Source organism: Dokdonia sp. Hel_I_63, assembly GCF_007827285.1.
GTDB lineage: Bacteria > Bacteroidota > Bacteroidia > Flavobacteriales > Flavobacteriaceae > Dokdonia.
The window spans coordinates 3,379,761-3,405,700 of record NZ_VISD01000001.1 but is presented as its reverse complement, the minus strand read 5'-3'; the positions used below and the strand labels follow the sequence as shown (position 1 = coordinate 3,405,700).

Here is a 25,940-nt window from a genome sequence, read left to right as displayed (position 1 = left end):
TTCTTACATTTGGGCGTTATATTTTATTTATTAAATATTTATCTTTCTATCAATAAATAATTTATGATAATAGAACTTAATATCGCAGATGACACCCTAGGCTTTGTTTATGAAAACAAAATAGCTCAAGATGGTGTTAATCAAGTTAAGGCGGCGATAGAGAAAAAGCTTGAAAGTCACGATAAAATCAATATCTACCTTGAAGATGATGATGTGGATGAGATTGAGATAAGAGCATTTATTGACCATACATTTTTTGATATCTCTTATGCTAAGCGTATCAATAGATTAGTGATTGTATCTAACAGATCGTGGATACGCCGAGTAGTGCGTCTCAAGGACCTACTAATGACCTCAGACGTAAAGGCTTTCCCGTCAAAAAAACGTGTAGATGCTTTATGCTGGGTTATGAAAAAATAAGAGTTTACCCTTTACCTGCTAGTGTTGCGATTAAACCAGACTTGAGGTTAAGCCAAAGATAATTGAAGAATGACTTTGTTGTGTCTCTTTCTGTTTCACCAGAGCCTTCTCTAAAATCTGTAGGTTTGTCATCACTATCTTCCTTAATAAACAGGTTTACAACTTTAGATAGTAACTTATTAATGCCTTTCCCTCTTTTACGCATTATTTCAATCTCAAAATCGTCATATTGCATGCGCATATCTATGGTAGACTTGCTAACATTACCTTCTATAGTAAAGTAGGTTTGATAAGTTTCACCTGTAAGTTTAATATTTAGATTGGGAGCAGTAAATTGATTCATCTGTTCTCCTGGTAATTTGCCCATACTTCCTTTAAATAGAAAAAGATCATTTTTATCATTTACATCAAAAGACCAATCTACTTCAATAGGAGTGTTATCCATAAAAGTAGCGGTGAGTTTTAAGGCTGTTTTATCTCCAGCGGGATATGTGTTTCCTAGTTTGTTTATAGATGCATTAAGAGCAGAAAATTCAATGCGCCCTCCTTGATTATCATCTTTTAATTTTTCTTGATAAACAATACTGCCATCTTTAATAGTAATATCATCTACTAGGAGGTTAATAGGAGCATCCCTGAGCATTTTACTATAAAGAGGCTTGTAACTATTATCGTCAGTAACTAGCTTGTCTCTATAAACCTCTAAAGTAGGCTTGCTAATGGTAATTGAGTTAGCTCCTGCAAATAACTCACTATTTTCAAATCCAAAAGTGGGATTGTCTATTTCAATCGCTGCTATTGCTAGATTAAAGTGATCTCTTTCTACTGGGATTATATTTGAGAGGTCAGACTTACTATATTTTGTATTCAGTGTGATATTGTTGAAACGTCCTTTTCTATCAGTTATGGTAAAATTTTCAAGAGTGAGTCGTTCGTAGTTGCCTACTTTTAGAGATATATCAGAAACATTAGCATTGTAGTCCGAGTAATCTAGAGGTATCTTTCTTGAAAGAGTTTTGCTATCTATATAGATGTCGTCTATTTCTAAGGTGATATCTCCTACGCTAACGGATATTGAGTCTTTTGTTCCATCATAAATTGTCAATGAGGCATTATCTATACTTAACTCTTCAACCAGGATAGGTTTAAAAACTTTTGCAAGAGGTTTTCTTACCGTGTCTGTTGATTTTTTGAATTTATGCTTGCTGTATGTAATTGCTGCGCCATTAAGTTTAATATCTTCTATGTTGATTTCTTTATTCACTAGATAACTCCAATAGCTTACATCTTCAATTGTAAATGAGTTTGCTTTAACGATTGTGTGCGTTATGGTATCCGTTTTGTTCTGAATAAGCACTTCTGGATCTACAATAGTGATAGTTCCAGAGAAGCTTTCTAGATTTATATCACTATATGAGACAGTAAAATGCTCTGGCAGCCTATTTTTTAAAAAGAATTCTGCTTTATTTTTTACAGCTCGATTTATAAGAATTTGAGCTGTAAGTATTGCTAGTATTAAGATTACCAGCGAGATGAGAATTGTTCTTGTTTTTTTATTCATAGGTTAAATATAGTATGCAGTATTCGCTGAGAAAAAAGTTTGTGATTTCTTGTTAAATATGCGCCTTGTGATTTGGTAATAAGGAAAAGTTTGTTGTATATTTGCACTCCAATTAACGCAGTACTGATGGCCTAATCAAGAAACGTGTTACTGGAACATATATCGCGGGATAGAGCAGTAGGCAGCTCGTCGGGCTCATAACCCGAAGGTCACTGGTTCGAGTCCAGTTCCCGCTACTAGAGAAGACAAGTCAGCATTTTTGCTGACTTTCTTCGTTTTAGCACCCTTCGTATCCCTTGTTATACTTGCTTTTAGCTCAAATAAACGATTTACTTTCTTGGTTAGATATTGCCTTTTTTCGGAGTTCACGACCAAACCCTCTGGAAACACTAGTTCTTGTACCTTTCTTTTTACTTCATACGCTCCAGACTCCCAGTAAACATTGATGTTTTGAGATAATTCTACAGAATCATCAATCATTTTTTCGAGGTTAGATATTTTTTTAGCGTCAATGTTAAGTTCGCTATTTATCTCCTCTAATTCTTGTTCTAGGGTGTCTTTTTTACGTCTGAAAGTTCCTGAATCTATCAACTCGTCTATTAACATATCGGTTAACTTATCAATTTTGGTTTGAACACTTTTCTGACGTTTTAAAAGAGCTTCTTGGAGTTCATACTCTTCATTACTATTGTTCTTGATTACTCGCTTCAATTGCTCTTTAAATGGAGCGATAAGCTTGTCTTCTAACTTGTAAGTAAGCATCAAGTCAGTAAGCATATTATGTGCGCCAACTTTAATAGATTTTTTAGAGCTGTTGGCATTCAATGTTACTCCTTTACAAGATTGACATTTATAATAGTGTAATCCCTTTTTCTTGACGCTATAGCTAGTTAGCTTCCTATTACATTCACTACAAAATATAAATCCAGTTAAAGGTCTATCTACATTAGTTTTTTCTACTTTGTAACCACTGCTTCTCGAGCTACTAGCTAATACTTCTTGTACTTTTTTGAAATCTGATTGGCAAACAATTGGTTTCCAATTGCCTCTTATAGGTTCGTCTAGGAACTTGTTCGTAGATATTCCGCAATAGGTTGGTTTAGTCCACATTGCACTCATCTTTTGTTTAGACATTTTTAAACCTCTCTTTTCAAGAAATGCACGAATGATATAATCACGTTCTCCATTAGCCTTCATTTTCCAAGCTTTTATTAAAAGTTTACCATCTTCATTTATCTCCATTCTTTGTTCGGTAGCTCTATTGCTAAAGTCTTTAACTTTAGTTCCATAAAGTGTATACCCAACAGGTGGTTTTCCTAAATAAAGCCCCTCCTTGACAAACTTTTTGAGACCAGGTATGGTGTGCTCGAGTCTTTCCATATTTTCTTTTCTAGCTCTCAATAATTTTTGCCAAATTTGATATTCTCCTTGTTCTGTCTCAGTTGATATGCCAGAGCTAGTTTCTATTAAATGTACACCGTATTTATGCACCAATTCTTGGGCTACAGCAATACCATTACCACCACTTCTCGAAAATCTATTCATCTTATATATTAAAATAGCGTGAGGCTTCTTTCTTGCTTTTTTAACTCTATCTATCAGTTTCGAGAACTCTTTTCTCGTAAAGTCTCCTTTGGCACTTTCGTAAGTATTTCCAAAATCTTCAGTAATAATAAACTCTCTCTCTTCTGCTAATCTTATTGCATCATCATTTTGATATGCTAAGCTTTTATTTAATTCTTGGTCTTTGCTAGAAACTCTAGTATATGACCATACATTATGATTAATTTTTTTGTCGATGGGATTGGTTCCCATATATTGATTGAAATATTCTAATCCCATTTTTTAATTATTATAAAATTCTACATTTATCATAGCTAATTTATAAAGCCCGTCTATGATTTCAAGGGCCTCTTCGTCACTTAATTTTTCTAAACCATCATATTTTCTTAGTCCTTCAATAGTGAGTTTGTTGGCAATACTGTCATCGTAAGCACAATTCTCATTAAACATTACTTAAAAGATTAATAAAGCCTTGCTACTTGTGAGCAAGGTTATTCTTTTATAGTCTCCAGCGATGCTAAACACTTATGCGATGCGGGCTCGACTTTGGAAATCTATTTGAAATCTGACAAAAGAAATCCTGTCCACATATTCAGTAGGAATGGGTGGTTCTAAATAATAATAGATTAATTTATAAACTAGAGATGAAATAGGTTTTTAACCCTATAAGCATCTGAGCAACCGATGAGCTATCAGTTGAGATAAAGTCCAGAAAAAAGCTTTTCTGTTGTATCTAAGGCAATTGTAGTAAAAAAAAGAATAGAGTGCCAACCTAAAATTGATATTTCTCCAAAAAATAATTATTCAACCGCAATTTTAGGTGTGTCACCAAGGTGCTCGGTCAAAACTTTAGTCATAATCTTAAGAGCTTCTTGCTGTTCAGACTTTTGGACAATCAAAGCATCGTGTACTGTAAAAGGTATTATCCCAACATCTACAAGCTCTTTGCATATCTTATCAATAAAAATTTTACTTTCTAATTTCTGTAGTTTAATAGCAAAGTCTTGGTAGTTTGTGACTTTTGAGGTTTCAATAATTTTATATATTTCAGGATAATCCTTTTTAAATGGCTTCTTATAGCCCGTGTAAGATTTGTTCTTTGAGTATGCAATGCACATCCAAATATCCTTACAACTGTCTCTATCCGCTTTATAGATTCGCATTAGTTCTTCATACCACTTTCCAGCAAAAGTTGCTCTTCGGTATTTATCAATTTCTGCTTTTAAAGTATCTGAACCTCTTTCATATCGTTTGTTTAACTCTACGTTGAATAAAACAGGTTGTGAGTTCTTTAAATCCAAGTAAACCATATTCTCCCAACCAATTATGAAGGGTTTTAGGTCGGATGCCATATTCGTTAGATTAGTATCTAGTCTTTTGTTAGTTGGATTTCTATTAAATCTAAGAGACTTATTTATTTTTCCATTACTAATAGCAAAAATTGAGCTCATACGAGCTAGTGAACGATTGTATGCCTTTCTTTCCTCTTCATCTGATGAAGCCTTTTTTAGCTCTGACCGATATTGTTTTAACGTGTGTTCAATTGCTTTTTTAGAATCTAGTTTAAAGTTGTTTTTGAAGTGGCTACCCATTTTTTTAATTCGAGTTGGAGCATTGTTTATAAAATTAGAATCTGCTTTATAATCACCTGAAAAAAAACTTTTATTCTTGTTATCTATTAATACTTTTATACGATACCAACTTTTAAAAATCCTATTTTTTTGAATTTCTGTAACACTAGTATTTACAGTATCTAATAATGATAATTCTATATTATTTCTGATACAATAGGATATATATTCTATATTATTAGAAATATTATTTATGATTCTCAAATAAGTTTCATTATCCTGTAAATAGAAATTAGAAGGATTATCCTTAAAAGCTTCATCTAGATAAATTAAATTATTTAAGAATAAGAAGTCTTTATGAATCTTGTAGCTATTCTTATATCTCAATTTCAAATATCTTGATGACATCATTGCAAATAAATCTTTGGATTTGTCTGCTGTTCTATTGAAACTAGATTTCTCCAAAATGTTGTTTATTATGTCAAGACAAGTGTCTATTCGAACTTCTTCAAATTCTTTTAGCCTAACTTGATGACTAGCGATAACTGCCTCAACTATAACTTGTGGAAGATATAGTGTTTTATATTTCTTGTACTTTTTCTTGGTCATTGGTATTGCAAAATAATAAAATCTCAATTGCAGGTAACCTAACTATTTAAGCAAATTTATTTTTTTCAAAATATTTTTCTCTCTGACTGTAATTGGTCAAAATATGGATTTTACTACCTGTAGCTAATATAAAGTCATTATTGCACGTCCTATGTGCCCGTACGTAAAATTCTATATAAATTTTATTTGGAACACTGAAGGCGTGCAATAGAGCTTTTATGCACCACTATGGTAAGAGCGGTGATGTAGACTTATCAGACCCCATATTTTAATTCTAATCTCAAAGGTGAGGTCATACATTCAGTTTTGTGTAATTCATTTAGTAGATTATTTCTATCTAGGTAATGATACTCTTCAACCAATGAATAGTTTGAATAATCAGCATCATTACCATAGGTTACGCCTTTATAATTTATTAATTGCTGTTTTAGCAAAGGCATAAAGTCGATTGTTTCTATTGTTACTTCGTACATAGTTTTAGTTTTAATTTTTGTTATTTCTTTTCGGAGCAAATTGCTCGATTATACTATTGTGGATTCTCCATTTTTTATTGTTTTTAGATAAAATGCTTGGTCTACCCTTGTACTTATCTACTAGTTCAACCAAGCGATACCTTATAGTTCTTTCGCTAATGTTATACAGCTCCATAATATCTGTGGTGCTGTAATAGGTTTTAAATTTTCTCATAATTATTACTGTTTATAATAAATATGCACGTGAAACAGAAAAGTCACTTTTAATCGAAAATAATTTCACATACCTCATTTAATGAGATATAAATTTTATCTTTAGTGACTTATAAAGTGATACCCAATGAATCGGATTAAACTTGTTTTAGAAGAAAAAGGCATCAAACAAACGTGGCTGGCTGAAAAGCTTCATAAAAGCTACAATATGGTAAACAGCTATGTAGCAAACAGAAGACAGCCTAGTGTTGAGGTGTTGTATCAGATAGCAGAAATATTGGAAGTCAGTGTTAAAGATTTATTAGAAGAGAGAGGTAATGCTAATGAGTAAAACTATAAAAATTGTAGACCTATTTGCGGGACCAGGCGGTTTAGCTGAGGGATTCTCATCTATAACAAAGAACAATAAAAGAAGGTATTCAATTGGTTTGTCAATAGAAAAAGATGAATCCGCACATAAAACTCTTCTGCTGAGAAGTTTTTGTAGGCAATTTGCAAGGAATAGCTTGCCAAAGCAATATTATGACGCAATATCACTGAATAGTATTGATGAAAGAGAAGTGAAAATTGAAGAGTTGTTCAGAACTTATCCAAAACAGTATAAGGTTGCATCAGAAGAAGCACTGAAATTTGAATTAGGTAAAGATTCTGAAGAAATCCTTGATTCAAAAATAAAAAGCATTGTTGAAAATGATGATGAATGGGTTCTTATAGGTGGTCCTCCTTGTCAAGCATACTCTATGGCAGGAAGGTCTAGAGTTGGTGGTATTTCGAGCGAAGACCATAGGGTGTATTTGTATAAAGAATATTTAAAGGTTATTGCTAAGCATTCTCCATCTGTCTTTGTAATGGAAAATGTCAAAGGATTATTGTCAGCTAAAGTTGAAGGAGCGAGTGTTTTTGATATGATTCTTGAAGATTTATCAGCTCCGTATAAAATAATTAAGGGTACTGGTGTCAATAATTATAGAATATATTCTTTGGTGAAAGAAAATGTAAAAGAGCCTAAAGATTATACAATTAACTCTGAAGACTATGGAGTTCCTCAAAAACGACACAGAGTTATTTTGCTTGGTGTCAGAGAAGATATTAAAGTTAAACCAACTGTGTTAAAGAAGCATTCTCCAAGCATAAATATAGAAGATGTAATATCCGATTTACCTAAAATTAGGAGTGGATTAAATAGAAGTTTTTATCGGTATGAAATTAATCAAAAAGGTAAAAGTGTAAGAAAGTATAAAAAAGTCAAAGATTCAGAAGTTAATTGGAGGACTTTGATGAATAGTAACCTCAATGAGTTAGTAAAGTTAAATGGTTTTAATGGCGATGATAATTTCGAATTAAACAATTCAAATTACGGTACTGGTGGTGAATATTTGGAATACCTAAATCAAGAGCGAAAAGAAATAGCCCATCAATCTTGGTACATAGATAAGCAGCTTAAAGGTGTTTTAAACCACAAATCCAGAAGTCATCTAACTGAAGATTTAAAAAGATACATGTTTTCTACAATGTTCACGGACAGATATAAAAAATTCCCGAGGATGCGAGACTTTAAAGAATATGGAAATAAGCTTTTGCCTGACCATAGTAGTGCTGAATCAGGAAATTTTGCTGATAGATTTAGGGTTCAGAAAAAAGGAGTGCCAGCAACAACGATTACTAGTCATATATCGAAGGATGGTCATTATTTTATTCATTACGACAAAACACAAGTCAGAAGTTTGACTGTTCGTGAAGCTGCTAGAATACAGACATTTCCTGATAATTATCTTTTTAGAGGAAGTAGGACAATGCAATATCATCAGGTAGGAAATGCTGTTCCTCCATATCTCGCTTATCAAATAGGTAAAATAGTATTAAAAATTTTAGATGTTTAATAGAGATTTAATAGCATATATTAGGAATTCCTACAAGGAAATTGATAGTTTAAGGGTGTCAATAGATGATAAGCCCTTAAAAGGCACTTTATATAATCTTCTTACTCCATTTCTTGCATTTACTAATACTTTAGACACACATAATAGAATTATTTCCTTCTATACTCGTGAAGGAAGTAAACAGCAAAAGCTCTTACCTTTTTATATTGGTATATCAAATTATTATAAAGTCTACAATGAAATAAAAGAAGATTATTCAGAAGAATCTATGGATACTTCGAAACTTGATTCAATGCTTTCTGAAGTTGAGAAGATGTTTCCTAAGAGCTTTAAATACTTAAATAAAGATTGGCGATTTAACGGGTTAAAAGTAAAACTTGATAGAAATAATAAAATACACTTGTCTCTTGAGTCAATCGAAAGACATCCCAATAAAATAGCACCAACACTTCAGAATATACTTAGTACTCTATCGAGAGCCAAATCTATAAATACAAAAGAAATCTTAGTTAAGGTAGATGGACTACAATTGTATTTAAATGAGTTCATTAATTCAAATAAGAAGTTCTTTGAGTTAGACAAGATTAAAGGAGAGTCTAATTCTGAAGTTGACATTAAGGACATAGTAAAACTTGGAACTAAATTAAATGTTAAACCTTCTTCTGGTGTATTGTTGTTTACCAGTAAGGCTAAATATCGTCAGCTACTAAAAGACATTCAAATAGGAGATTTAGCTATTACTGAGCAATTTCCTATAGTAGAAATTAAAATTTCAAGGGATAATCTATTCTCAATCAAATCTGAAGGAGTTGACAACGTAGAGCCAATAATTTATTATTGCTCTTCGGAATATTATCTGGGATGGGAAGTCATTCTTGAAGAGTTAAATTTGAACCATGTAAATACTTTAATCTTTGACGATTTCGACTTTATTATAAAAAAGGAATCGAGAAATGATTTTGCAGATTTTAAAGATTTTACAGAAGAACTAAAAGTTGCTCAGTCAAATTCAGTAATAAAGGATGTATACTTTTTGCAGAAGGATTATCACTTTAACTATAATAGTATCTTAGAAAATTTTGGATTGGAGACTTATCCGTGGTTAATTAATCACAAAGAGAGGGTTAGTTTGAATTCTAGAGGGGTTATTGAAAAATCAAGTTTTACAACCTTACCTGTAACTAATAGTTGTCACCATGATTATTGGTCTATATTTAAAATGTTATCAAGGCAATTAACAGAAGAAATTAGTTCTACAAATGATATAAATTATAGTAGTGAACTTCTAAATGTTGTAAAAACTGGTTATCAAATATTTGATAGGTTAAATAGTTTTTTTGACAGTAGTTTAATTAAAATTGATTATGGTAATTATATAGAGAAGTTAACAGAACTTGTTAGTCGTATTAACTATACTTCATACAAAAACAAGGTGGAAGATTTATCTAAGTTAATAGATAATAGGTTTTTCTTTCAAAGTAAAGTTTCTGTAATAATTAATGTGATTAAGAGATTAGAACTAAAAGGAGAGATTTTAATTATAAGTAAAAATGATAACAAATCAGATGCTAAAAATGCTAAAGAAACTATTTTAAATGAAACTGGGTTAGACAGTATTTTTTTGCATCTTGATGATACAGCATACCTTAATACTAGAAAATATAAGTATGTTTTTTTTCTTACTTATTCTGGAAAAATTACTAAATCCCTCTTCTTGACAAAATATTGCAAAAAGCAATTTGTAATACTTAATTCTAAAATGGAGTTGGGGTATTTTAAATATTGCTTTTCCAAGTTTACCCCAGTAATATCTGACTTGTCTGACTTCGACAATAAATTGTTGTTGCTAAATTTAGAAAATCAAGAATACTTAGTAGATAATAACAAAATTGAATTCAATGTAGATGATTATATCGACCATACCTATGATATAGCCAATTTTGATGAAGAAACTGAAGTTGACAAAGATGAAATCGTAGAAGAATCCAATGTTGAAGATGTCGATTCTATTGATGAGAATGAGTTCGATTTTTCGTTTGTTATCAATAAAATAATTAGGAATAATAATTTCAAACTAAACGAAGGTTCATCAATTTCAGGAAATTCTGCAAATACACTGTTGCTTTTTGAAGACGGCTATTTAAGAGTGCCCCAAACAAAATTCTTTTACTTATTAAATGATGGTAGCGAAACTGGTTCTGATATAAAGAAGCGTGCCTCTGAATTAAAACTAAATGACAAGATATTCGTTATGAGTCGTTTTAATGATGATTTTAATGAGTTACTTAATTATCTAAAGGACAAGTATAAAAAATTAAATAAGTATCATGAGGCTTCTTCTTCTTGGAGGACTGATTTGATAAGTAAATACGAGGAGCTTGGTGGTTATATCACGTCACTAAATAGATTTTTAAGTTCAAATGATATTCATGTTACTAATCCTACGGTTGACAGATGGGTAACAGGGTTAACAATTTATCCAGACTGCCTTGAAAAACTTATTGATTTGTTTAAAAAAGATGAGTTTTCTCAAACTAGTGGGTTTGAAAAAGAGGAAATATTAAAAGCAACAGATTGGGTGGCTAAGTTTCGAACAAAACTTCATAAGCAAATTTACCTCTATCATGTTTATAAAAATCATGGTATGACTCATCAAATAGATGAATTAGAGCTCAAGAACATAATCGAAAGATTGAACGAAGTTGTAAGTGTAAAAGAAATTCTAATGATACAACAAGAATAGATGCCAATACTGCCTAAATATAGAACCGATTTCACTAACAAAGGAGAAAAAGAAATATATAGTCTTGCAAATAAGTCTGGGTATTTCGACAATAACTTAAAGCGGTATCTATTTCATTCATTAAGAAGTCACAATGTAAAAAGGAAATTGGTTGGAGAAGTAGATTTTGTCTATCTAGATGAGAATTTTATTTTCTTTTTGGAATCTAAAGGAGGACCTGTAAGGTATGATAGTGAAAAAGATGAATGGTGGGTTTTAGGGGGTACAAAAAGAGGAGAGCCTTTCAAGCAGGTAACAGACTATTTATTTCATTTTAGAGATAATCTAATTAATGAATTTTACCCGAACGAAAAGTATAGGTCCAAGTTAATATTTGGTTATGGAGTTATGTTTCCAGATGTGAAAAGTTTTGACCTGAGTAAAAAAACAGGAAAATCTGATAATTTCAACTACGAGACAATAGAATATGACCCTGAGATTATTTACACCTCAGCAGACCATAGCTCTCCAAAGAACTTTGTAAAATATATTGAAAGATTAAAATCATATTGGAAGTCTCATGATAAATATAATAATAGAACTTATTCGGGGATTGGTCTTAAGGGAGTTGATAACATTAGGAAAATGTTTCGGAAGGATTTAATATTTGAAATTCCTTTGAATAAAGTTTTAGATGACCAGAATGATAAAATAATAGAATACACGGAGGAGCAATATCAAGTTTTGGACTCTGTAGACTTTTTTTCGAATAGAGGCTTTATTATTTCTGGAGGTCCAGGAACAGGAAAAACACTTCTAGCGAAAGAATTAATTTTAAGAAAAGCTAATCAAAAAAAGAAAGTAGCATTCTTCTGTTTCAATAAGAATCTATCTGCTGAAATAAAAAAATATTTTAGTTCCTTCGAAAACCTAGATATTACTGTTTTTAATGTTCATAAATATCTTTTTGACTACTTAGAAAGTGCATCATTATTACCTGAAGGTAATCGTTCATTAACAGAGTACTGGACGGAACTACTTCCAAACCAATTCAAGTACTGGTTTAGTTCTCTAAATGTTTCTATGTATGATTTTATTGTTATTGATGAGGGACAAGATATTTTTAAAGAGAACATTTTAGATTCAATTTTCTTAAGTTTAGAAGGTGGTATTGAATCTGGAAATTGGAGCATTTTTATTGATTATAAATTTCAAGGATTTTATGATGGCTTTGATGAGGAGTTTTTTAAACTTTTTGTTTCACAATATCCTACTACAATGAATACACTGCCTCTTAATTGCAGAAATCACCAAGATATAATCAATGTCGCATCTAGGCATAGCGGTTTGGACAGCATTCCTTGCCGTAGAAAAGATATTCCTTTCAAAACAAAAACAAAATTTTATAAGACTACAGAAGATTTGGTCTCTGAAATAGAAGGGCTAATTGATAATTGGAAGAAAGATGGTGTTGACTTTTCTAAGGTTACAGTTTTAACACCTAATAATTCTATTTTAAAAGAAATTATAGAGCTTTCAAAGTTAAATTACAATCAGGTAAATGAAAATAGTCATAAAGTAAAAAATAAGGTGTCAATCTCGACTATACATAGTTATAAGGGGTTAGAAAACGATTTTATTTTGGTAGCAGGAGTACTCAATTATTCTCCAGAAATAATAGAGAATATGTCTTTGCTATATGTAGCTTACACTAGAGCAAAACTGGGCTTAACTATACTCTTTCAAGAGGATAATAAAACAAGACTTGCAATACAAGCAATGAATTAGACATGAGCAAAACGAATTTAGAAATAAGAGACGAAATATCAGAATGGGTTAATCGAACGTATTTGGGACCTTTTCATATTGATGAGAACGGAGAGCCTGATAAAAATGAAAATATCTCATTCTCACCTTTGGATATGTACTCTACAGGTATTCTTTTTCCTCAATCAAAAGAGGAAGCTTCACTGTTTAATCCTGAGGGAATTGAAGATGGAGACGACTCAAAAGAAGAGGGTTCTATGGAAAGTGATATTACCGATGAGGTTAAAATTAAGAGAAAGTCGAGAAAGAACATTGAAGATGACGATGAAGAAGATTTAAGATTGACTACTGAATTTTATCCCTCCTCACTGGCTATCTCATCTATAGTTGATGAAAAGGCTACAATAAAAATAAATGTTGATTTTGGAAAATATTTCACAAGCAGTAATGAAGTAAAATCAAATTCGGATTCTAAGTTTACTAGAAAGCCTATCTCTTTATTATTAGAAATTAACGTCTCTGATTTTTCAATTATTGGTGACCTAAATTCCGAAATTATTTGGGAGGTTAGTAGTCAAGGTAGTTTATTAGGTGTTACTAGTAAAGAAGAAAACGTAAGTATAAAAATAATAAAACGTAAGCAACATGGGCTTGATGAAAATCAAACAATAGTTACAGTATCTTTAATTAATACAAAAGAAGTTACTAATGGCTCTGTTAAATCAAGAGAGGGTTGTCTATTTCAGCCAAAAATAATAATTGATTCATCTTTAGGTTTCGTGCCATTTCCAGATAATACGAAGCTAGAGTTTTTAAGTGAAGAGGAAATTGAACTCAAGTTTTTATACCGAAACTATAAAAATTATTGTTTGGGTCATGGGTGTGGTAGTAATTGGTCAAACGATAAAGATATTGTTAGCAGGGTTGAAAGCTCAATTATACCTAGTGAAAAAATTAATGGAGTAGACTTTAATCCAGTGGAACTTGACGGCTGGGATGATGTGTTGTTTATGAAGAATTTATCAGATTTGGACTCTTCATTTAGTCCATCGGATTTAATATCTAACTTAAAAAGTTTTACGAAAATCTATGAAAAATGGATTCTTGAACAAAACGATTCTCTAACTAAAGAATCTATTAGCAAAGAGTATTCAAAAACCTCATCTTCAATAATTGAGAAATGTTCTAAGTTATTATCTCGAATGAACAGAGGTATTGATTTATTAGAGGATAAAAACGTTTTAAGGGCGTTTTTGGACGCTAATAGGGCAATGTTTATGCAACGAGTCATGTCAGATTTTGCTAAACATAGAAGTGCTGAAAAAAGAACTATTCCTTCTAGCAATTCAAATGAATTAGATGATTTACTTCCTGATTTTGAGAAAATACCTTACGATTCTATTTCTAGCTCAATATGGCAAAAAGGAAAATTATCTATACCAAAAGAAAAACCATCTAGTAGTTGGTTTTTAGCAAAATGGAGACCTTTCCAATTGGCTTTTATTTTATCTCAAATAGAAGGAATTGTTGATACAGAATCTGAGGATAGAGAAACTATTGACTTATTATGGTTTCCGACTGGAGGGGGTAAAACAGAAGCATACTTAGGTCTAATATCTTTTACTATTTTTCTTGAGCGTCTTAAATCCCAGAGTAAAGTAAGTGGTGTTAGTGTAATGATGCGATATACTCTTCGAATGTTGAATAAGCAACAATTTGATAGAGCTAATATATTAATTTGTGCTTGCGAGCTTATTAGGTACAAAAACTCCGATTTGTATGGAACTGAAAGGGTATCAAATGGATTATGGGTTGGAGGGTCTTTTTTTCCCAATAAGCATTCTGGTTCAAGAGACTTTCCTGGAAATAATGAGTTACTTGAAGCTTATAAAGCCAATGTTGAAAATAAAAACAATAGCTTCACACATGACTATGCGCCTCCAGTATTTAATTGTCCATGTTGTGGTAACAAATTAGTGAAAGAGTTACGTTCTGTAGATGGAAATATGCAAGAAATCTCAGGAAAATGGGGGTATAATCAAAAAAAGAACAGGTTAAAAAGAAAGCCTTTCACACACAGTAAAGATAGTTTTAACCCTTTTGTCACGCACTGCACAAACTCTAAATGTCACTTTTATTTATCTGATAAAGACTTTCTATTAAATAAGTTAGAATCACAAAAAATAGATGAATTTTCATTACCCATATATTATGTTGATGAAGATGTTTATAGGCATAGGCCAACCCTTTTGTTTTCGACAGTTGATAAGTATGCTCAGTTATCGTGGAAAAAAGAGGTTTTTCGTTTATTCAATTTTAATAATGATTTTTCACGATACTGTCCTCCTCCATCGTTAATTGTCCAAGATGAACTTCATTTAATTAGTTCTTCATTGGGAACAATTTACAGCCTGTTCGAATTTGCTATTGATGAATTAACCTCATTCCAAGGTTCAAAACCAAAGATTGTTGGCGCAACTGCTACTGTTCGAAACGCTAAACAACAATGTATCAAAATTTATGATAGAAAGCATTATTCACAATTTCCACCAGTTGGAGTGCATATTGATGATTCTTTTTACTCTAGAAAAAAGACAGAAGATAAGAATGGAAGACTTTATTTAGGGGTCATGGCAAGCGGAAATACCTCTACGACTGCAAAATTAAGGCTTGATAGCCTTTTGTATGAAGGAGTGAATATTATGAATGACAGTAAAAATAGTGAGCTAGATAATTATTATACTTTACTAGCATATTTTAATACTGTAAAAGAGCTTGGCAAATATCGAACACTATTAGAAGATGATATGAATGCTTACAGAAAGTTTTTAAGTAAACATTTTAAGAATATGCAACTTTCCTATAATCCAAATAGAATAGTTGAATTATCAAGTCAGATGACTTCTGATGAAATTAATTTTGGTTTAGATAGATTAGAGAATACAAGGTTACAGTTAACTGATTTGAATAATGAGATTGTAAATTTTCTTAGCTCAATAGGAATAAATACAAAAAATGATTTAGAGCAAGCAAAATATAAATGGAATTGGATTTCTGTTTTTAACAACCATTGGGAGAAAATAAAAGAGTTGGTTAAGTTCTCTGATAGTGAAAAAATTGGACCTCATCCATATGAAGAAGAGAAAGTTGATATTGTATACAACAAATGCTATCCATTATTTGAGAAGGTTTTAGGTGGCAGTCAAGCCACTAATGATGACCCTGTGAAGGTTGCTTTAGCGACTAATATGATTGCTGTTGGTGTTGACATACCAAGACTAAATGTTATGTCTATATCTGGTCAGCCTAAAACTACAGCTGAATACATTCAAGCAAGTTCACGTGTTGGAAGGCAATCACCAGGGATAGTATTAACACTTTATAACCAAGCTAAAAATCGAGATAGGTCACATTATGAAAACTTTAAAGATTACCACCAAGCTTATTATAAGTATGTCGAAGCTACAAGTGTGACACCTTTCTCATTGCCTGCACTTGAAAAAACCCTAGATTCTGTTGTCATTGCCTTAATGAGAGGTTTTTATTTCAAAAATGAAAACACAGCTTACTTCGATACAGATGCAGAGAAGTGCCTATTTGAGATTCAACAAAAGTTAATCGATAGATATCTAAGTATAATAAAGGTTCTTGACATTGATAATAAAAAACTAACGGAAAAAAAAGTTAATGAGATTAAGGATTTATTTAAGGAACTTGAAGAAAGATGGAAAAATTTAGGTTCAGTTAATTTCACTGAATTTAAAGACATAATGAACAATTCTTTATCTGAAGAGAATTTAAATAATAGACTTTTCCTTGATGCAAAATACCGAGACCATCACATGACTAGAGGTAAAATGTTATTTGCAATGACATCACTTAGAGATGTTGATACTTCAGCTAAAATCAAAATAAAAAGCTACTTAGACTAATGGAACAAGAAATTAGAACTTCTCAAACGATACATACTTATGGACCAGGAGCTATAGCTGATTTTCCTGAATTATCAGTGTTGATTTTATCTCATGATATACCTCAAAAAGGAGTTATGGGAAGAGATGAACATTATAATAATGCAGTGTATTGGGGAGAGAATTTTGAGTCTCCAGCAAACCGAATAGATGATGATAGACTTGCAATAGCTTTTAGTGTAGAATGCTTTGTTAGTGCTCCAACAACAGATTCTATAAATAAAGCAAAAATTCAATCAATTCGATTCCCTTCAATTTTACAATGTCCAGCAACTGGACAATTATTTGATGCAAGAGAATTAGAACAAAATGAAGATAATTATTTAGATAGAAGAAATCGAGCTGGTAAAAATGTCGACGAAACTTTTACTGGTTTCGACTCTCCAAATTTCAGTAAGAGAAAGTTAATACCAGTAAGGTTTATAATAGCTTCAGAAGGTGGTCATCTTGATGATTTTCCATTTGATTGGTACATACACACAAGACTCAAGTTGTATGATGAAATTGGTAAAGGAAACAAACTCTACCTTAAAAGTTCTGGAAATTCAGCAACATTAAAAAATATTAAACTAGAGACCAGGCATAGAGACACTAACGAAATTCTTGGCTCTGTGACTCTCGAAAAAATATTTGACCAAGAAAATACATTTGTAGACTTAAAAGAGCCTTTTGGTGATTATATGCAATATGTGAAAAACAAGTTGCCTAAGCCTTGGTATGGAAGAAACTCAACTATAACTACCTCATCTGGAAAACGAATTAAAGACTACAAAAGGTATCAAATTAAAAATTTAATTTATCCACCATATTCATTAGAAGACAGCGATGAAGTAAAAAAAGTACAATTAGCAAAGTACCCTAGAACCCTTCTGAGAGGTGCTGGAAATCTTTATTTCCCTATTGTATACAAAGGAATTAGTCTTCCTAAAGATGGCTATTCTCCCAATTTACCTGAAGATATAGTCTTAAAAATTATAAGAATAAAAGAGAAATTGGATGACATTTTAGAGCCTAATGATGTTGAAGATTTTTTAAAATACTTCAGAATGAGTTTTGAGAAAAATTTTGAAGGTTTGCCTTATTCATTGGAAGAAGCTGAATTAGTTGTCAGAAAGTATTTTGAAGATTCCGAACAAGAAAAAGTTCAGTTAACGGCTCAGGAACTTAGAAAGCAAGAGTTTGATTGTTTTTTAAATGAAAACGTACTCTCAAAAAAGAACGAATGGTACGATTCGAGAATTGTAGATGGTTCAAGTTATAAACTAGGTTTGCCTAACTTAATTGAAAAAGTAGTATTACTTGATAAAATAAAGGAGTTAAAGATATTTAGGGGTTTTACTAGGATTAAGCCATTAATGTTTGAAGACTTAATCTTCGATAACCCAGAAAATGTTACTGGAAGGCGAAGAGCTGAATTGGATAGAATACAGGACCCTAGAAGTGAATCAACTACAAATACGTTACCCTGTACTGAAGTTCGTGGAGAAGGAATATTTATCAAATTTAATGATTCAATTCTTAATGAATGGGAAAATAAACCAGAGGTTAAGGAAAGGTTTAGAGTTATAGAGAGAAATAATAATGAATATAGGACTTCATTTGGTTTAGAAGCAGATGAGGTTTTAACTGCTAGGTATATATTACTTCATACACTTAGTCATATTTTGATAAATGAATTATCAATTGAATGTGGATATGGTAGTTCTTCTTTATCTGAGATAATATATTCTGGTAATCTAGAAGAACCGAATATGAATGGTATATTAATTTATACCAGTACTTCAGATTCGGAAGGAACACTTGGAGGATTAGTAGAAAAAGGAGAGCCTACATTTTTAAGTAATGTATTTGAAAAAGCACTGGGTAAAGCATCTTGGTGTAGTTCAGACCCTTTGTGCTTGGACAATTCCAGTGGGAAAGGTTTTATGGGAGTAAATTTAGGAGCTTGTCATTCTTGTTGCCTACTACCAGAAACTAGTTGTTGTAATATGAACAAGTTTTTGGATAGAGGAATGCTAATTGGTACGCTGAGTAACCCTAAAATTGGTCTTTTTTCGCAATAAAATAAATACAATTATTAAATGAGTAAGCACTACACGGTATTTTATTCTTGGCAATCTGATAAGAAAAAGAGTAGTAATTCCATATCTAGTTCTATTGAGAAAGCTATAAAAAAAGTTAAAAGGAGTTTATCAGAGGAGATTTCTTTGGAAATAAACTTTGATAGAGATACAAGAAATACAAGTGGTAGTCCTCAAATAGCCCAAACAATATTTGATAAAATTTCTCAGTGTGATATTTTTATATGTGACGTTAGTTTAATAAATAATTCTTACATAAACCCTAGTCTAAATAGAAGAGTTGCTTCAAATCCAAATGTATTGATTGAGCTAGGTTATGCGATTCATTGCCTTGGCTGGGAAAGAATTATTTGTGTAAATAACACTGAATTCGGAACAAATGAAATGTTGCCATTTGATATTAGGGCGCATAGAATTACAAGTTTCAATAGAAAAGAAGAAAAATCTAAGAATTCGCTAGTTAAAATTTTACAGATTGGTATCACCTCTATTTTTGAAGACTATGAAGGTATTTTAGAGAGGCACGCTTCAGATGAATTTAAAAAGAAGGATAGAATAGTTTTTAGTAAAATAGAAGAAATAATCTCAGAGAGCCAATTGACTGAAAGTTTAAACACCGTAGTTACTAACTTGTATTACAATAACCATATGCATAGTAAATGGGTTAAGTTAGTCAATTACTATAAAGAATCTATTAATCATTTTTTAAATCAAAATTTGAATAATAAAACGAGAGAGCTGGTTCATGAACTAGATTTATTTCCATCATTGTGCTACCGAGATATTAATGTGCCTAACAATATTTGTTCAGGACCATCTTTATTCGAATTAGAGAGTAATGGTGTTACAATTACAGAAGAATTGAGAATTGATACTCTTCAAAATGAAAGGTATTTTATTATGAAGGAGCCTTATCCAAGTGAAACTTGGACTGAATGCCATAGGCGTATGGATGAAGTTGCTTCGAATTTAAATTCCCAGAAAGAAATAATTCTGAAACATTACAGTGATTTAATCATTTTATACAGAAAAGAGGTTTTATAACAATTCGCTAACTAATGTTTGCAATTTGTTATAAAAACCTGGTTATTTGTACTTTATAAAATTTGAAAGGCAAAAAATCAGAATTATGGAAATCGCAAAAATTATTTTAGGACAAATTAAATATCTAGATAGAATGGCACTTATGGCTTGGGGAGCTAGAAACTTTGTGGCACTCCCAAAGTCAAAAGAATTTCAAGGTGGTTTACGATTTAAAGTAAATGGGCTTAAGCATCAAGGTTGGGTTACTATAGAACTTACATATTTAGATGAGTACACGGTTACTTTTATAAATGAAGATGTTGAGGTGGTAAAAGTTCGTCACGGTGTTTACTGTGATATGCTAGTAGATATAATAGACTATATAGAGGGTAAGGAAGCTGCTTAATGAAGAAATTTGTAGCATACTATAGAGTAAGTACTCAAAAGCAAGGAAAATCTGGGCTTGGTCTTCAAGCTCAGAAAAATGCTGTACTCAATCATACTGGAAACAAAGGTGAAATCATAGGTGAGTTCACTGAAGTTGAAACAGGAACCCGTAAAAAGAAGCGTAAAGAAATATACAAAGCTATTGAGTTAGCTAAAAAAGAAAAAGCTACTCTGGTTGTTGCAAAGTTGGATAGACTTTCAAGAGATGTAGAATTTACTTCAGCTCTCTTTAACGGTGGTATCGATTTTGTATGTTGCGATAATCCAGAAGCTAACAAACTTACCATCCAATTGCTGTCAGTCATTGCAGAACACGAGGCATCGGTCATCTCCACTAGGATTAAAGATGCGCTCAGAGTCAAGAAGGAAAAAATAGCCAAAGGTGATTATACAAATAAAGATGGTTCTCAGATGAAGATGATAGATGGTAAAGTTCGTTTGGGTAACCCCAATGGTTTTGGTGAATACCAAAAATTAGGAGTTGAAAAGATTAAGGAAAACGCCAGAACCAATAAAGCAAACATCCAAGCTAAAGATATTATTTGCTCTGCTCGTAAAGAAGGACTTACTTTCCAGCAAATAGCAGACAAACTCAATACACTACAGTATACTACCAGAAATGGTAAGCAGTTTCACGCTATACAGGTGCAAAGGTTCTATAGAAAATGTTGAATTTTTAAAAACCTGAATGTTATAAAAAAGGACATAGTTTTAGATAAACTGCAATCATGGTGTCTAAAAGTACACGTACTGTCCAGAAAGTAAAGACGGCAATGACTTAGAGAATATTAAGACTACTTGTAGGTAATTGAAACGTAATAAGAGTTTCCAAACTCATCATATTTTTTAGCCTTTTCAACTTCTCGTATTCTATTTAACCAAGCTGTCTCAGTTATAAACTCTGAACGGCAAATTTCAACTTTATAGCTGTATGCTTTTTCTGATGTAATGTAGGCGCACTTTTTACCTTCTGGGCTGTAAATTGTAGATTTATTTTGCTCGTTTTCATTATTTCGAAAAGAAATAAAACTTTTTGCCATGTAAAAAACAAAAGCAATCACTACCAACAATACTATTTTACCAAATGATTTCATAACTATACTGACTTTTACTGCTTTTGTAAAAATATACTGGTCGAATTATCAACTTCTTGGGTATCACCATCAATCGGATTGAGAATTAATTCGTTATTTTCAATTCTACCTTGATACACATCAATTACAGATATAAAAATTTTAAATGTTGAATTTGAGCTGTATTCATAATCAAATCCAAATCCGCCTGAACCAGTTTGACAATCTCCGTTTACTAACATTCCAGTAGTTAATGAATAACTTCCAGATAAATCGTCAAAGAAGAAAAATGTCTCAAAATTACACTCATCAGTTGGAAATGTTCCGTTTTGGTTTATAGTTTGATAACTTTTCCATTCCCCTAATGCAAAGTCAGATTCAGTAGAAGTATCATCATTACCATCATCAGAACTACACCCAACGAGAAAAACAGCTAGTAATACATAAAATTGTTTCATAGTTTTTGGTTTGTGTTATATACCACAAAGAAACTAAGAATTAACAAGTGATTTAGGTAGAGTTAGTTACCGTAGCTTTTTTTAAAGTTACCGTTACTATTGTGCCATTGTCGAGCGATTTCATAACAACTGGATTGGTAATATCCTGTATTAGATTAAGGCGTTCTGTAATAAGTGCAATACCTTTAGCTTTGTGAAGTGATACAGTTTTACTATTGCTCAACCCTTTACCATTATCTGTAATAGTCAGTACTATTTCTGTACTGGTTTCCCTAATGTTGAGGTTTATTTGTGGTGCAGTGGTTTGTGGTGTAAATGCGTGTTCAAAACAATTTTCTACAAACGGTTGTAATAGCATGGGTAATATATACACCTCATCTGGGTCAATACTCTTTTGTATTATAATAACAAAACTAACCTTATTACCAAAACGCATATTTTCTACCAACACATACCGTTTTATGTAATTTAGTTCTTGCTCTAACGTTATTTTAGCTTGTGATGAGTAATCTAAAGTGGCACGCATTAATTTTGAAAATTCTCCCATAAAAAACAACGCATTATCCACATCGTTATCAATGATATAGTTCTGGATGCTATTCATTGCATTAAAGGTAAAATGTGGGTTCATTTGGCTTTGTAGGGCTTCCAATTTTGTAGTTGTTAAACGTTGTTCAATACTTGCTATGTGCTGTTGGTGTTTGTTTTTTCGCTTTAAGCGAAAGTAAAATCCTATAAAAATTAATATACATACTAAAGAAACTGAGCCAATCCATAACCACCAAGATTTCCAGATGGGTGTTGCAATAGTAAAATTTAGTAATAGTTGAGTGTGGGTTGTGCCATTATGCCAATCCTTTACTTTAATATAAATGCTATGAGTTCCAGAAGGGACAAAAGGTAAAAAAACCTTTGGTGTTCTGAGAGATGTCCATTTAGCATCGTTATCTATCTTATAACTGTATTCTAATTTGTTAGGGTATGGATGATGTGGGACACTAAATTGAACAGAAAGGTTATTTTGGTCGTGGGTTAGTTCTAAAACACTATCACTAGGTAAAGATTCTAAGGGCGCAAAATTTATTTCTAAACTTTTTATTTCTAAGGGTTCAATATTTTTATTAGGTGCAAAGCTGTTGAGGTCTATTGAATAATACCCACTATTTGTTCCAACTAAAAGCGTATCGCCAGAAATACTAGCATTTTGAATAAATATATCAGTAAGTCCTTGGTCACTATCAACTAGTATTTCTGTACTGTCTGTAAGGATGTTTATACCTCGTTCTGTGCCAATAATTAACCTATGGTCATCATATTTTATAAACTGGATGGATTGACCTTTGTATCGATTTTGCGAAAGCGTATCAATAATTTTACGTTGTTGTACGTCGTAGGTTCTTATTGTGCCATCCGTAAAGGCTAAATATAAATTTCTATCATTACCGTTTGAAGCAGAAACAAGACCATCAGTATATAAAACGTTGTCAAACCTATTACCGTCATATTCAAATAATCCTCTGGTGCGTGATATTAGATATTGCTTACTACCAAGTGTTATAAACTCATTAACATCTTTAGGTGTTGATGTTTTTTTTGGTTCAAAATATGTTTTTTCAATAGGATTATTTTCTGAAAAAATCTGAACACCGTGATAAGGTATTGCAACAATCAAATCACCGTTACAAGCAAAATCAAAGACTTCGTTGTGAACTGGCACGTAATCTAAAAGAATACCAGATTTACTTAATTTATAAAGTCCTGCATTGGTGGAAATCCACAATAAGTTTCTATGCTGTTGTACACGATGAAAAATCAAGCTCTGGTTGTTATGTTTATTTATAAATCCAAAATTTCTTGTGTTTTTCAGTTCAGGGTTATTTCTAATCTTTTGTTGTTTATAGTTCAAAAAGTTCTCTGGGTTAATACTAATTACACCTGTGGAGTTTTGGATAAATACATTTTTTTCTGTCAGTACTACTTGCAAATCTTCCACTTGTAAAACATCTTTTACTTTGCTGTCTGTCAGATTAGAAAGTATTTTATTTGATATGTCTATCCTGTAAAGTCCATTGTCCAAAGTACCCACATACAATAACTGATTCTCAGCGTCATACTTGATACTCCATATAGACCTGCTTTTTATCCCAAACGCCTCATTTTGAAATATTAGGCTCTCATTTTTAATCTTATAAACACCGCCATCATCTGTATGAACACCCCACATCGCCGTATAGGCGGTAGTAGCATTTACATCAGCATAATCCCAAGAAATAGACGAAGTAATTTGTTTAAATGGTTCGGCACCATTTATAAATCCATCGATTGTAAACAGTTTTGTTACACCATCGTTACTGAGATATACGGTGTCTTTTAATAACTCAACTGCAAATGCGTGCTTGTACTCACGTACTTTTTTTAGTTTATTTTGATTTTCGGTAGTAATTAGCTTCAATAATCCTGAACGGAATGTTACGATGTACAACTCATTTTTATACTCAAAGAAATCTTGTACCTGCAACTTTACATCTGGGTCGAAACGTGTAAAGTTTGTGATACTATCATTTTGTATCATAGCAAGTCCATCTTCCATTCCTACATAGACGGTACTTCTCTTTATCCAAATTTTTCTAATGTGATTGTTTGCTAAACCATTGTCTGTATGGTAGCGATTTATACTATTTCCATCTATTTTAAATAATCCTTTGCCGTAAGTACCTACCCAAATTGCACTATCTGCATCTTGTCGCATATCCCATACCATTCCATTGGGTATGTCTGGATGATTATAACGTTCTATTTCGCCGTTTTTTAGTACCGCTATTCCATTATCAGTCCCAATCCAAATACTGCCGTCAGATGTCTTCAAAATAGACCTAATAGCATTGTTAGGTAGCCCATTTGAAATATCAAAATGGGTGGATGGGTATTTCTGACCAAATACTGAACTACTTAGAAATAGTACAAGTATAAATAGCCTAACTGTTATTTGTAATTGCTTTGACAAATGATGATTGTTTACGATGTGATACGGGTAATCTTGTAGTATTTACCATTTCAATTTCCATAGTAGCTTTGTGGAAATGCTTCACATAATTGAGATTGACCAAATAACTTTTATGAACCCTAAAGAAATTAGGTGCTATAACAAGCTCCTCAACGCTTTTAAGTGTTTTTGAAGCTGTAATTGTATTACCATCGACAAGATGTATCAAACAATAATTATCATCTGCCTGAGCGTGTAAAATATTAGACTTATTTACAAGTGTAAAACCATTTTCGGTAGGTATTGTTAATTTATTGAAACTTGACGAGGAATTTCCCACATTATTAAGTAGTAATTCAATACGTTTTTGCTTTTGGTTCTGGCTACTGTTGGCTTCAAACCTTTTTACGGTAGATAGTAGGTCAATGTAGTTTATGGGTTTTAGCAAGTAGTCAAATGCACTATGCTTTATAGCCTTTATAGCATATTCACTAAATGCGGTAGTAAAAACAACTTCAAAATTTATAGTATATAAACATTTTAGAAGTTCAAAACCATTTTTATCTGGCATTTGAATATCCAAAAAGATGAGGTCTGGGTTATGTTCATCTATTTCTTTAACGGCTTCATCTACCGAACCACATTTTGCACAAATAGCAAATTTATCTGGAAAGTATCTTGCTAATAATTTTCCCAAAAAATCCCTAGCATTTACCTCGTCGTCTATTATAATTGTTTTAATCACATGTCAAAATTAACATAATATAGTTTGCACATCGATATTTTTTAGTCAACGTGGTCAATCTAAAGATTTTTGTACTGAAGTGATAAGTAAACGTTTTAGTTCTTTTGAGACATTTGTTTTGATAGCTTATAAACCTTAATAATATCTTGTATTAGTTGGTTAGATATTATAATTTTACCCGCTACTAAGAAAAAAGCTTCACAACAATGTGGAGCTTTTTTTATGCATTGTATTTTATGAGATGAATAGAGTTTAAGTATCTCATATCGTTGCTATTCTATAAAAACATTAGTATTATCACGGTTGAAGACAAAATATTTGCCTCAAATAATATTAAATAACCACTTATTAGATTATCTTCTCGGCAAAAGAAACTAAAT

The 25,940-nt window shown here is 31.9% G+C and carries 20 protein-coding genes and 1 tRNA gene; 11 read left to right on the top strand and 10 right to left on the bottom strand.

Annotation, left to right across the window (positions count from 1 at the left end):
• Positions 1-63 precede the first annotated feature (63 nt).
• Positions 64-420, top strand: a complete 357-nt coding sequence (locus tag JM84_RS15015; RefSeq protein ID WP_144785042.1) for an STAS/SEC14 domain-containing protein — start codon at positions 64-66, stop codon at positions 418-420.
• Positions 421-424: 4 nt separating this feature from the next.
• On the opposite strand, the gene JM84_RS15010 is transcribed toward JM84_RS15015, so the two are convergent.
• Positions 425-1,981 (bottom strand): hypothetical protein, encoded by a 1,557-nt coding sequence (locus JM84_RS15010; protein WP_144785040.1) that lies wholly within the window; start codon positions 1,979-1,981, stop codon positions 425-427.
• Between the two features lie 163 nt (positions 1,982-2,144).
• Between JM84_RS15010 and JM84_RS15005 the strand changes: the two genes are divergently transcribed.
• Positions 2,145-2,217, top strand: a tRNA-Met gene (locus JM84_RS15005).
• On the opposite strand, the gene JM84_RS15535 is transcribed toward JM84_RS15005, so the two are convergent.
• The 5 genes from JM84_RS15535 to JM84_RS15530 all read right to left on the bottom strand — a co-directional run bounded on the left by JM84_RS15535 (position 2,177) and on the right by JM84_RS15530 (position 6,411).
• A complete protein-coding gene (locus JM84_RS15535) occupies positions 2,177-3,796 on the bottom strand; it encodes a recombinase family protein (protein ID WP_409994610.1) in 1,620 nt (539 codons plus the stop codon). The two genes, JM84_RS15005 and JM84_RS15535, sit on opposite strands and share 41 nt — an antisense overlap.
• Before the next feature lie 30 nt (positions 3,797-3,826).
• The gene (locus JM84_RS15420) at positions 3,827-3,994 is read right to left on the bottom strand and encodes a hypothetical protein (protein ID WP_186439137.1); all 168 of its coding nucleotides are present in this window, start codon (positions 3,992-3,994) and stop codon (positions 3,827-3,829) included.
• Between the two features lie 350 nt (positions 3,995-4,344).
• On the bottom strand, positions 4,345-5,724 hold the full coding sequence (locus tag JM84_RS14995) for a hypothetical protein (RefSeq protein ID WP_144785038.1): 1,380 nt from the start codon (positions 5,722-5,724) through the stop codon (positions 4,345-4,347).
• 254 nt (positions 5,725-5,978) lie between these two features.
• A complete protein-coding gene (locus JM84_RS14990) occupies positions 5,979-6,197 on the bottom strand; it encodes a hypothetical protein (RefSeq protein ID WP_144785036.1) in 219 nt (72 codons plus the stop codon).
• Between the two features lie 10 nt (positions 6,198-6,207).
• On the bottom strand, positions 6,208-6,411 hold the full coding sequence (locus JM84_RS15530; protein WP_144785034.1) for a DeoR family transcriptional regulator: 204 nt from the start codon (positions 6,409-6,411) through the stop codon (positions 6,208-6,210).
• Positions 6,412-6,537: 126 nt separating this feature from the next.
• Between JM84_RS15530 and JM84_RS14980 the strand changes: the two genes are divergently transcribed.
• The 9 genes from JM84_RS14980 (at position 6,538) to JM84_RS14940 (ending at position 20,973) form a co-directional block, all read left to right on the top strand.
• Positions 6,538-6,741: a helix-turn-helix transcriptional regulator gene (locus tag JM84_RS14980; protein WP_144785033.1), complete on the top strand. Its 204-nt coding sequence runs from the start codon at positions 6,538-6,540 to the stop codon at positions 6,739-6,741.
• A complete protein-coding gene (locus JM84_RS14975; RefSeq protein WP_144785030.1) occupies positions 6,734-8,290 on the top strand; it encodes a DNA cytosine methyltransferase in 1,557 nt (518 codons plus the stop codon). Before JM84_RS14980 ends, JM84_RS14975 begins: the two co-directional genes overlap by 8 nt.
• Entirely contained in the window at positions 8,283-11,033 is a 2,751-nt protein-coding gene (locus tag JM84_RS14970; RefSeq protein WP_144785028.1) for a hypothetical protein, read from the top strand. Before JM84_RS14975 ends, JM84_RS14970 begins: the two co-directional genes overlap by 8 nt.
• Positions 11,034-12,800: a nuclease-related domain-containing DEAD/DEAH box helicase gene (locus tag JM84_RS14965; RefSeq protein WP_144785026.1), complete on the top strand. Its 1,767-nt coding sequence runs from the start codon at positions 11,034-11,036 to the stop codon at positions 12,798-12,800.
• Positions 12,801-12,802: 2 nt separating this feature from the next.
• On the top strand, positions 12,803-16,711 hold the full coding sequence (locus tag JM84_RS14960; protein WP_186439136.1) for a helicase-related protein: 3,909 nt from the start codon (positions 12,803-12,805) through the stop codon (positions 16,709-16,711).
• Positions 16,711-18,813: a DUF1998 domain-containing protein gene (gene drmB, locus JM84_RS14955; RefSeq protein WP_144785024.1), complete on the top strand. Its 2,103-nt coding sequence runs from the start codon at positions 16,711-16,713 to the stop codon at positions 18,811-18,813. The genes JM84_RS14960 and drmB overlap by 1 nt, the downstream gene beginning before the upstream one ends.
• A gap of 18 nt (positions 18,814-18,831) precedes the next feature.
• On the top strand, positions 18,832-19,875 hold the full coding sequence (locus tag JM84_RS14950) for a hypothetical protein (RefSeq protein WP_144785022.1): 1,044 nt from the start codon (positions 18,832-18,834) through the stop codon (positions 19,873-19,875).
• 85 nt (positions 19,876-19,960) lie between these two features.
• Positions 19,961-20,260, top strand: coding sequence for a hypothetical protein (locus JM84_RS14945; protein ID WP_144785020.1), 300 nt, complete (start codon positions 19,961-19,963; stop codon positions 20,258-20,260).
• A complete protein-coding gene (locus JM84_RS14940; protein ID WP_144785018.1) occupies positions 20,260-20,973 on the top strand; it encodes a recombinase family protein in 714 nt (237 codons plus the stop codon). The genes JM84_RS14945 and JM84_RS14940 overlap by 1 nt, the downstream gene beginning before the upstream one ends.
• A 122-nt stretch (positions 20,974-21,095) precedes the next feature.
• Here JM84_RS14940 and JM84_RS14935 read toward each other — a convergent pair whose 3' ends face one another.
• The 4 genes from JM84_RS14935 to JM84_RS14920 are packed head-to-tail and all read right to left on the bottom strand — an operon-like array spanning position 21,096 to position 25,560.
• The gene (locus JM84_RS14935; RefSeq protein ID WP_144785016.1) at positions 21,096-21,395 is read right to left on the bottom strand and encodes a hypothetical protein; all 300 of its coding nucleotides are present in this window, start codon (positions 21,393-21,395) and stop codon (positions 21,096-21,098) included.
• A gap of 14 nt (positions 21,396-21,409) precedes the next feature.
• Positions 21,410-21,832 (bottom strand): hypothetical protein, encoded by a 423-nt coding sequence (locus JM84_RS14930; protein ID WP_144785014.1) that lies wholly within the window; start codon positions 21,830-21,832, stop codon positions 21,410-21,412.
• A 52-nt stretch (positions 21,833-21,884) separates the two neighbouring features.
• On the bottom strand, positions 21,885-24,836 hold the full coding sequence (locus JM84_RS14925; RefSeq protein WP_144785012.1) for a histidine kinase: 2,952 nt from the start codon (positions 24,834-24,836) through the stop codon (positions 21,885-21,887).
• A complete protein-coding gene (locus tag JM84_RS14920) occupies positions 24,808-25,560 on the bottom strand; it encodes a LytR/AlgR family response regulator transcription factor (RefSeq protein WP_144785010.1) in 753 nt (250 codons plus the stop codon). The genes JM84_RS14925 and JM84_RS14920 overlap by 29 nt, the downstream gene beginning before the upstream one ends.
• Positions 25,561-25,940 lie beyond the last annotated feature (380 nt).

What these genes read in the sequence shown, in the direction of transcription:
- JM84_RS15015 (WP_144785042.1), top strand. Translation starts at nt 64, where the DNA reads ATGATAATAGAACTTAATATCGCAGATGACACCCTAGGCTTTGTTTAT.
- JM84_RS15010 (WP_144785040.1), bottom strand. Translation starts at nt 1,981, where the DNA reads ATGAATAAAAAAACAAGAACAATTCTCATCTCGCTGGTAATCTTAATA.
- JM84_RS15535 (WP_409994610.1), bottom strand. Translation starts at nt 3,796, where the DNA reads ATGGGAACCAATCCCATCGACAAAAAAATTAATCATAATGTATGGTCA.
- JM84_RS15420 (WP_186439137.1), bottom strand. Translation starts at nt 3,994, where the DNA reads ATGTTTAATGAGAATTGTGCTTACGATGACAGTATTGCCAACAAACTC.
- JM84_RS14995 (WP_144785038.1), bottom strand. Translation starts at nt 5,724, where the DNA reads ATGACCAAGAAAAAGTACAAGAAATATAAAACACTATATCTTCCACAA.
- JM84_RS14990 (WP_144785036.1), bottom strand. Translation starts at nt 6,197, where the DNA reads ATGTACGAAGTAACAATAGAAACAATCGACTTTATGCCTTTGCTAAAA.
- JM84_RS15530 (WP_144785034.1), bottom strand. Translation starts at nt 6,411, where the DNA reads ATGAGAAAATTTAAAACCTATTACAGCACCACAGATATTATGGAGCTG.
- JM84_RS14980 (WP_144785033.1), top strand. Translation starts at nt 6,538, where the DNA reads ATGAATCGGATTAAACTTGTTTTAGAAGAAAAAGGCATCAAACAAACG.
- JM84_RS14975 (WP_144785030.1), top strand. Translation starts at nt 6,734, where the DNA reads ATGAGTAAAACTATAAAAATTGTAGACCTATTTGCGGGACCAGGCGGT.
- JM84_RS14970 (WP_144785028.1), top strand. Translation starts at nt 8,283, where the DNA reads ATGTTTAATAGAGATTTAATAGCATATATTAGGAATTCCTACAAGGAA.
- JM84_RS14965 (WP_144785026.1), top strand. Translation starts at nt 11,034, where the DNA reads ATGCCAATACTGCCTAAATATAGAACCGATTTCACTAACAAAGGAGAA.
- JM84_RS14960 (WP_186439136.1), top strand. Translation starts at nt 12,803, where the DNA reads ATGAGCAAAACGAATTTAGAAATAAGAGACGAAATATCAGAATGGGTT.
- drmB (WP_144785024.1), top strand. Translation starts at nt 16,711, where the DNA reads ATGGAACAAGAAATTAGAACTTCTCAAACGATACATACTTATGGACCA.
- JM84_RS14950 (WP_144785022.1), top strand. Translation starts at nt 18,832, where the DNA reads ATGAGTAAGCACTACACGGTATTTTATTCTTGGCAATCTGATAAGAAA.
- JM84_RS14945 (WP_144785020.1), top strand. Translation starts at nt 19,961, where the DNA reads ATGGAAATCGCAAAAATTATTTTAGGACAAATTAAATATCTAGATAGA.
- JM84_RS14940 (WP_144785018.1), top strand. Translation starts at nt 20,260, where the DNA reads ATGAAGAAATTTGTAGCATACTATAGAGTAAGTACTCAAAAGCAAGGA.
- JM84_RS14935 (WP_144785016.1), bottom strand. Translation starts at nt 21,395, where the DNA reads ATGAAATCATTTGGTAAAATAGTATTGTTGGTAGTGATTGCTTTTGTT.
- JM84_RS14930 (WP_144785014.1), bottom strand. Translation starts at nt 21,832, where the DNA reads ATGAAACAATTTTATGTATTACTAGCTGTTTTTCTCGTTGGGTGTAGT.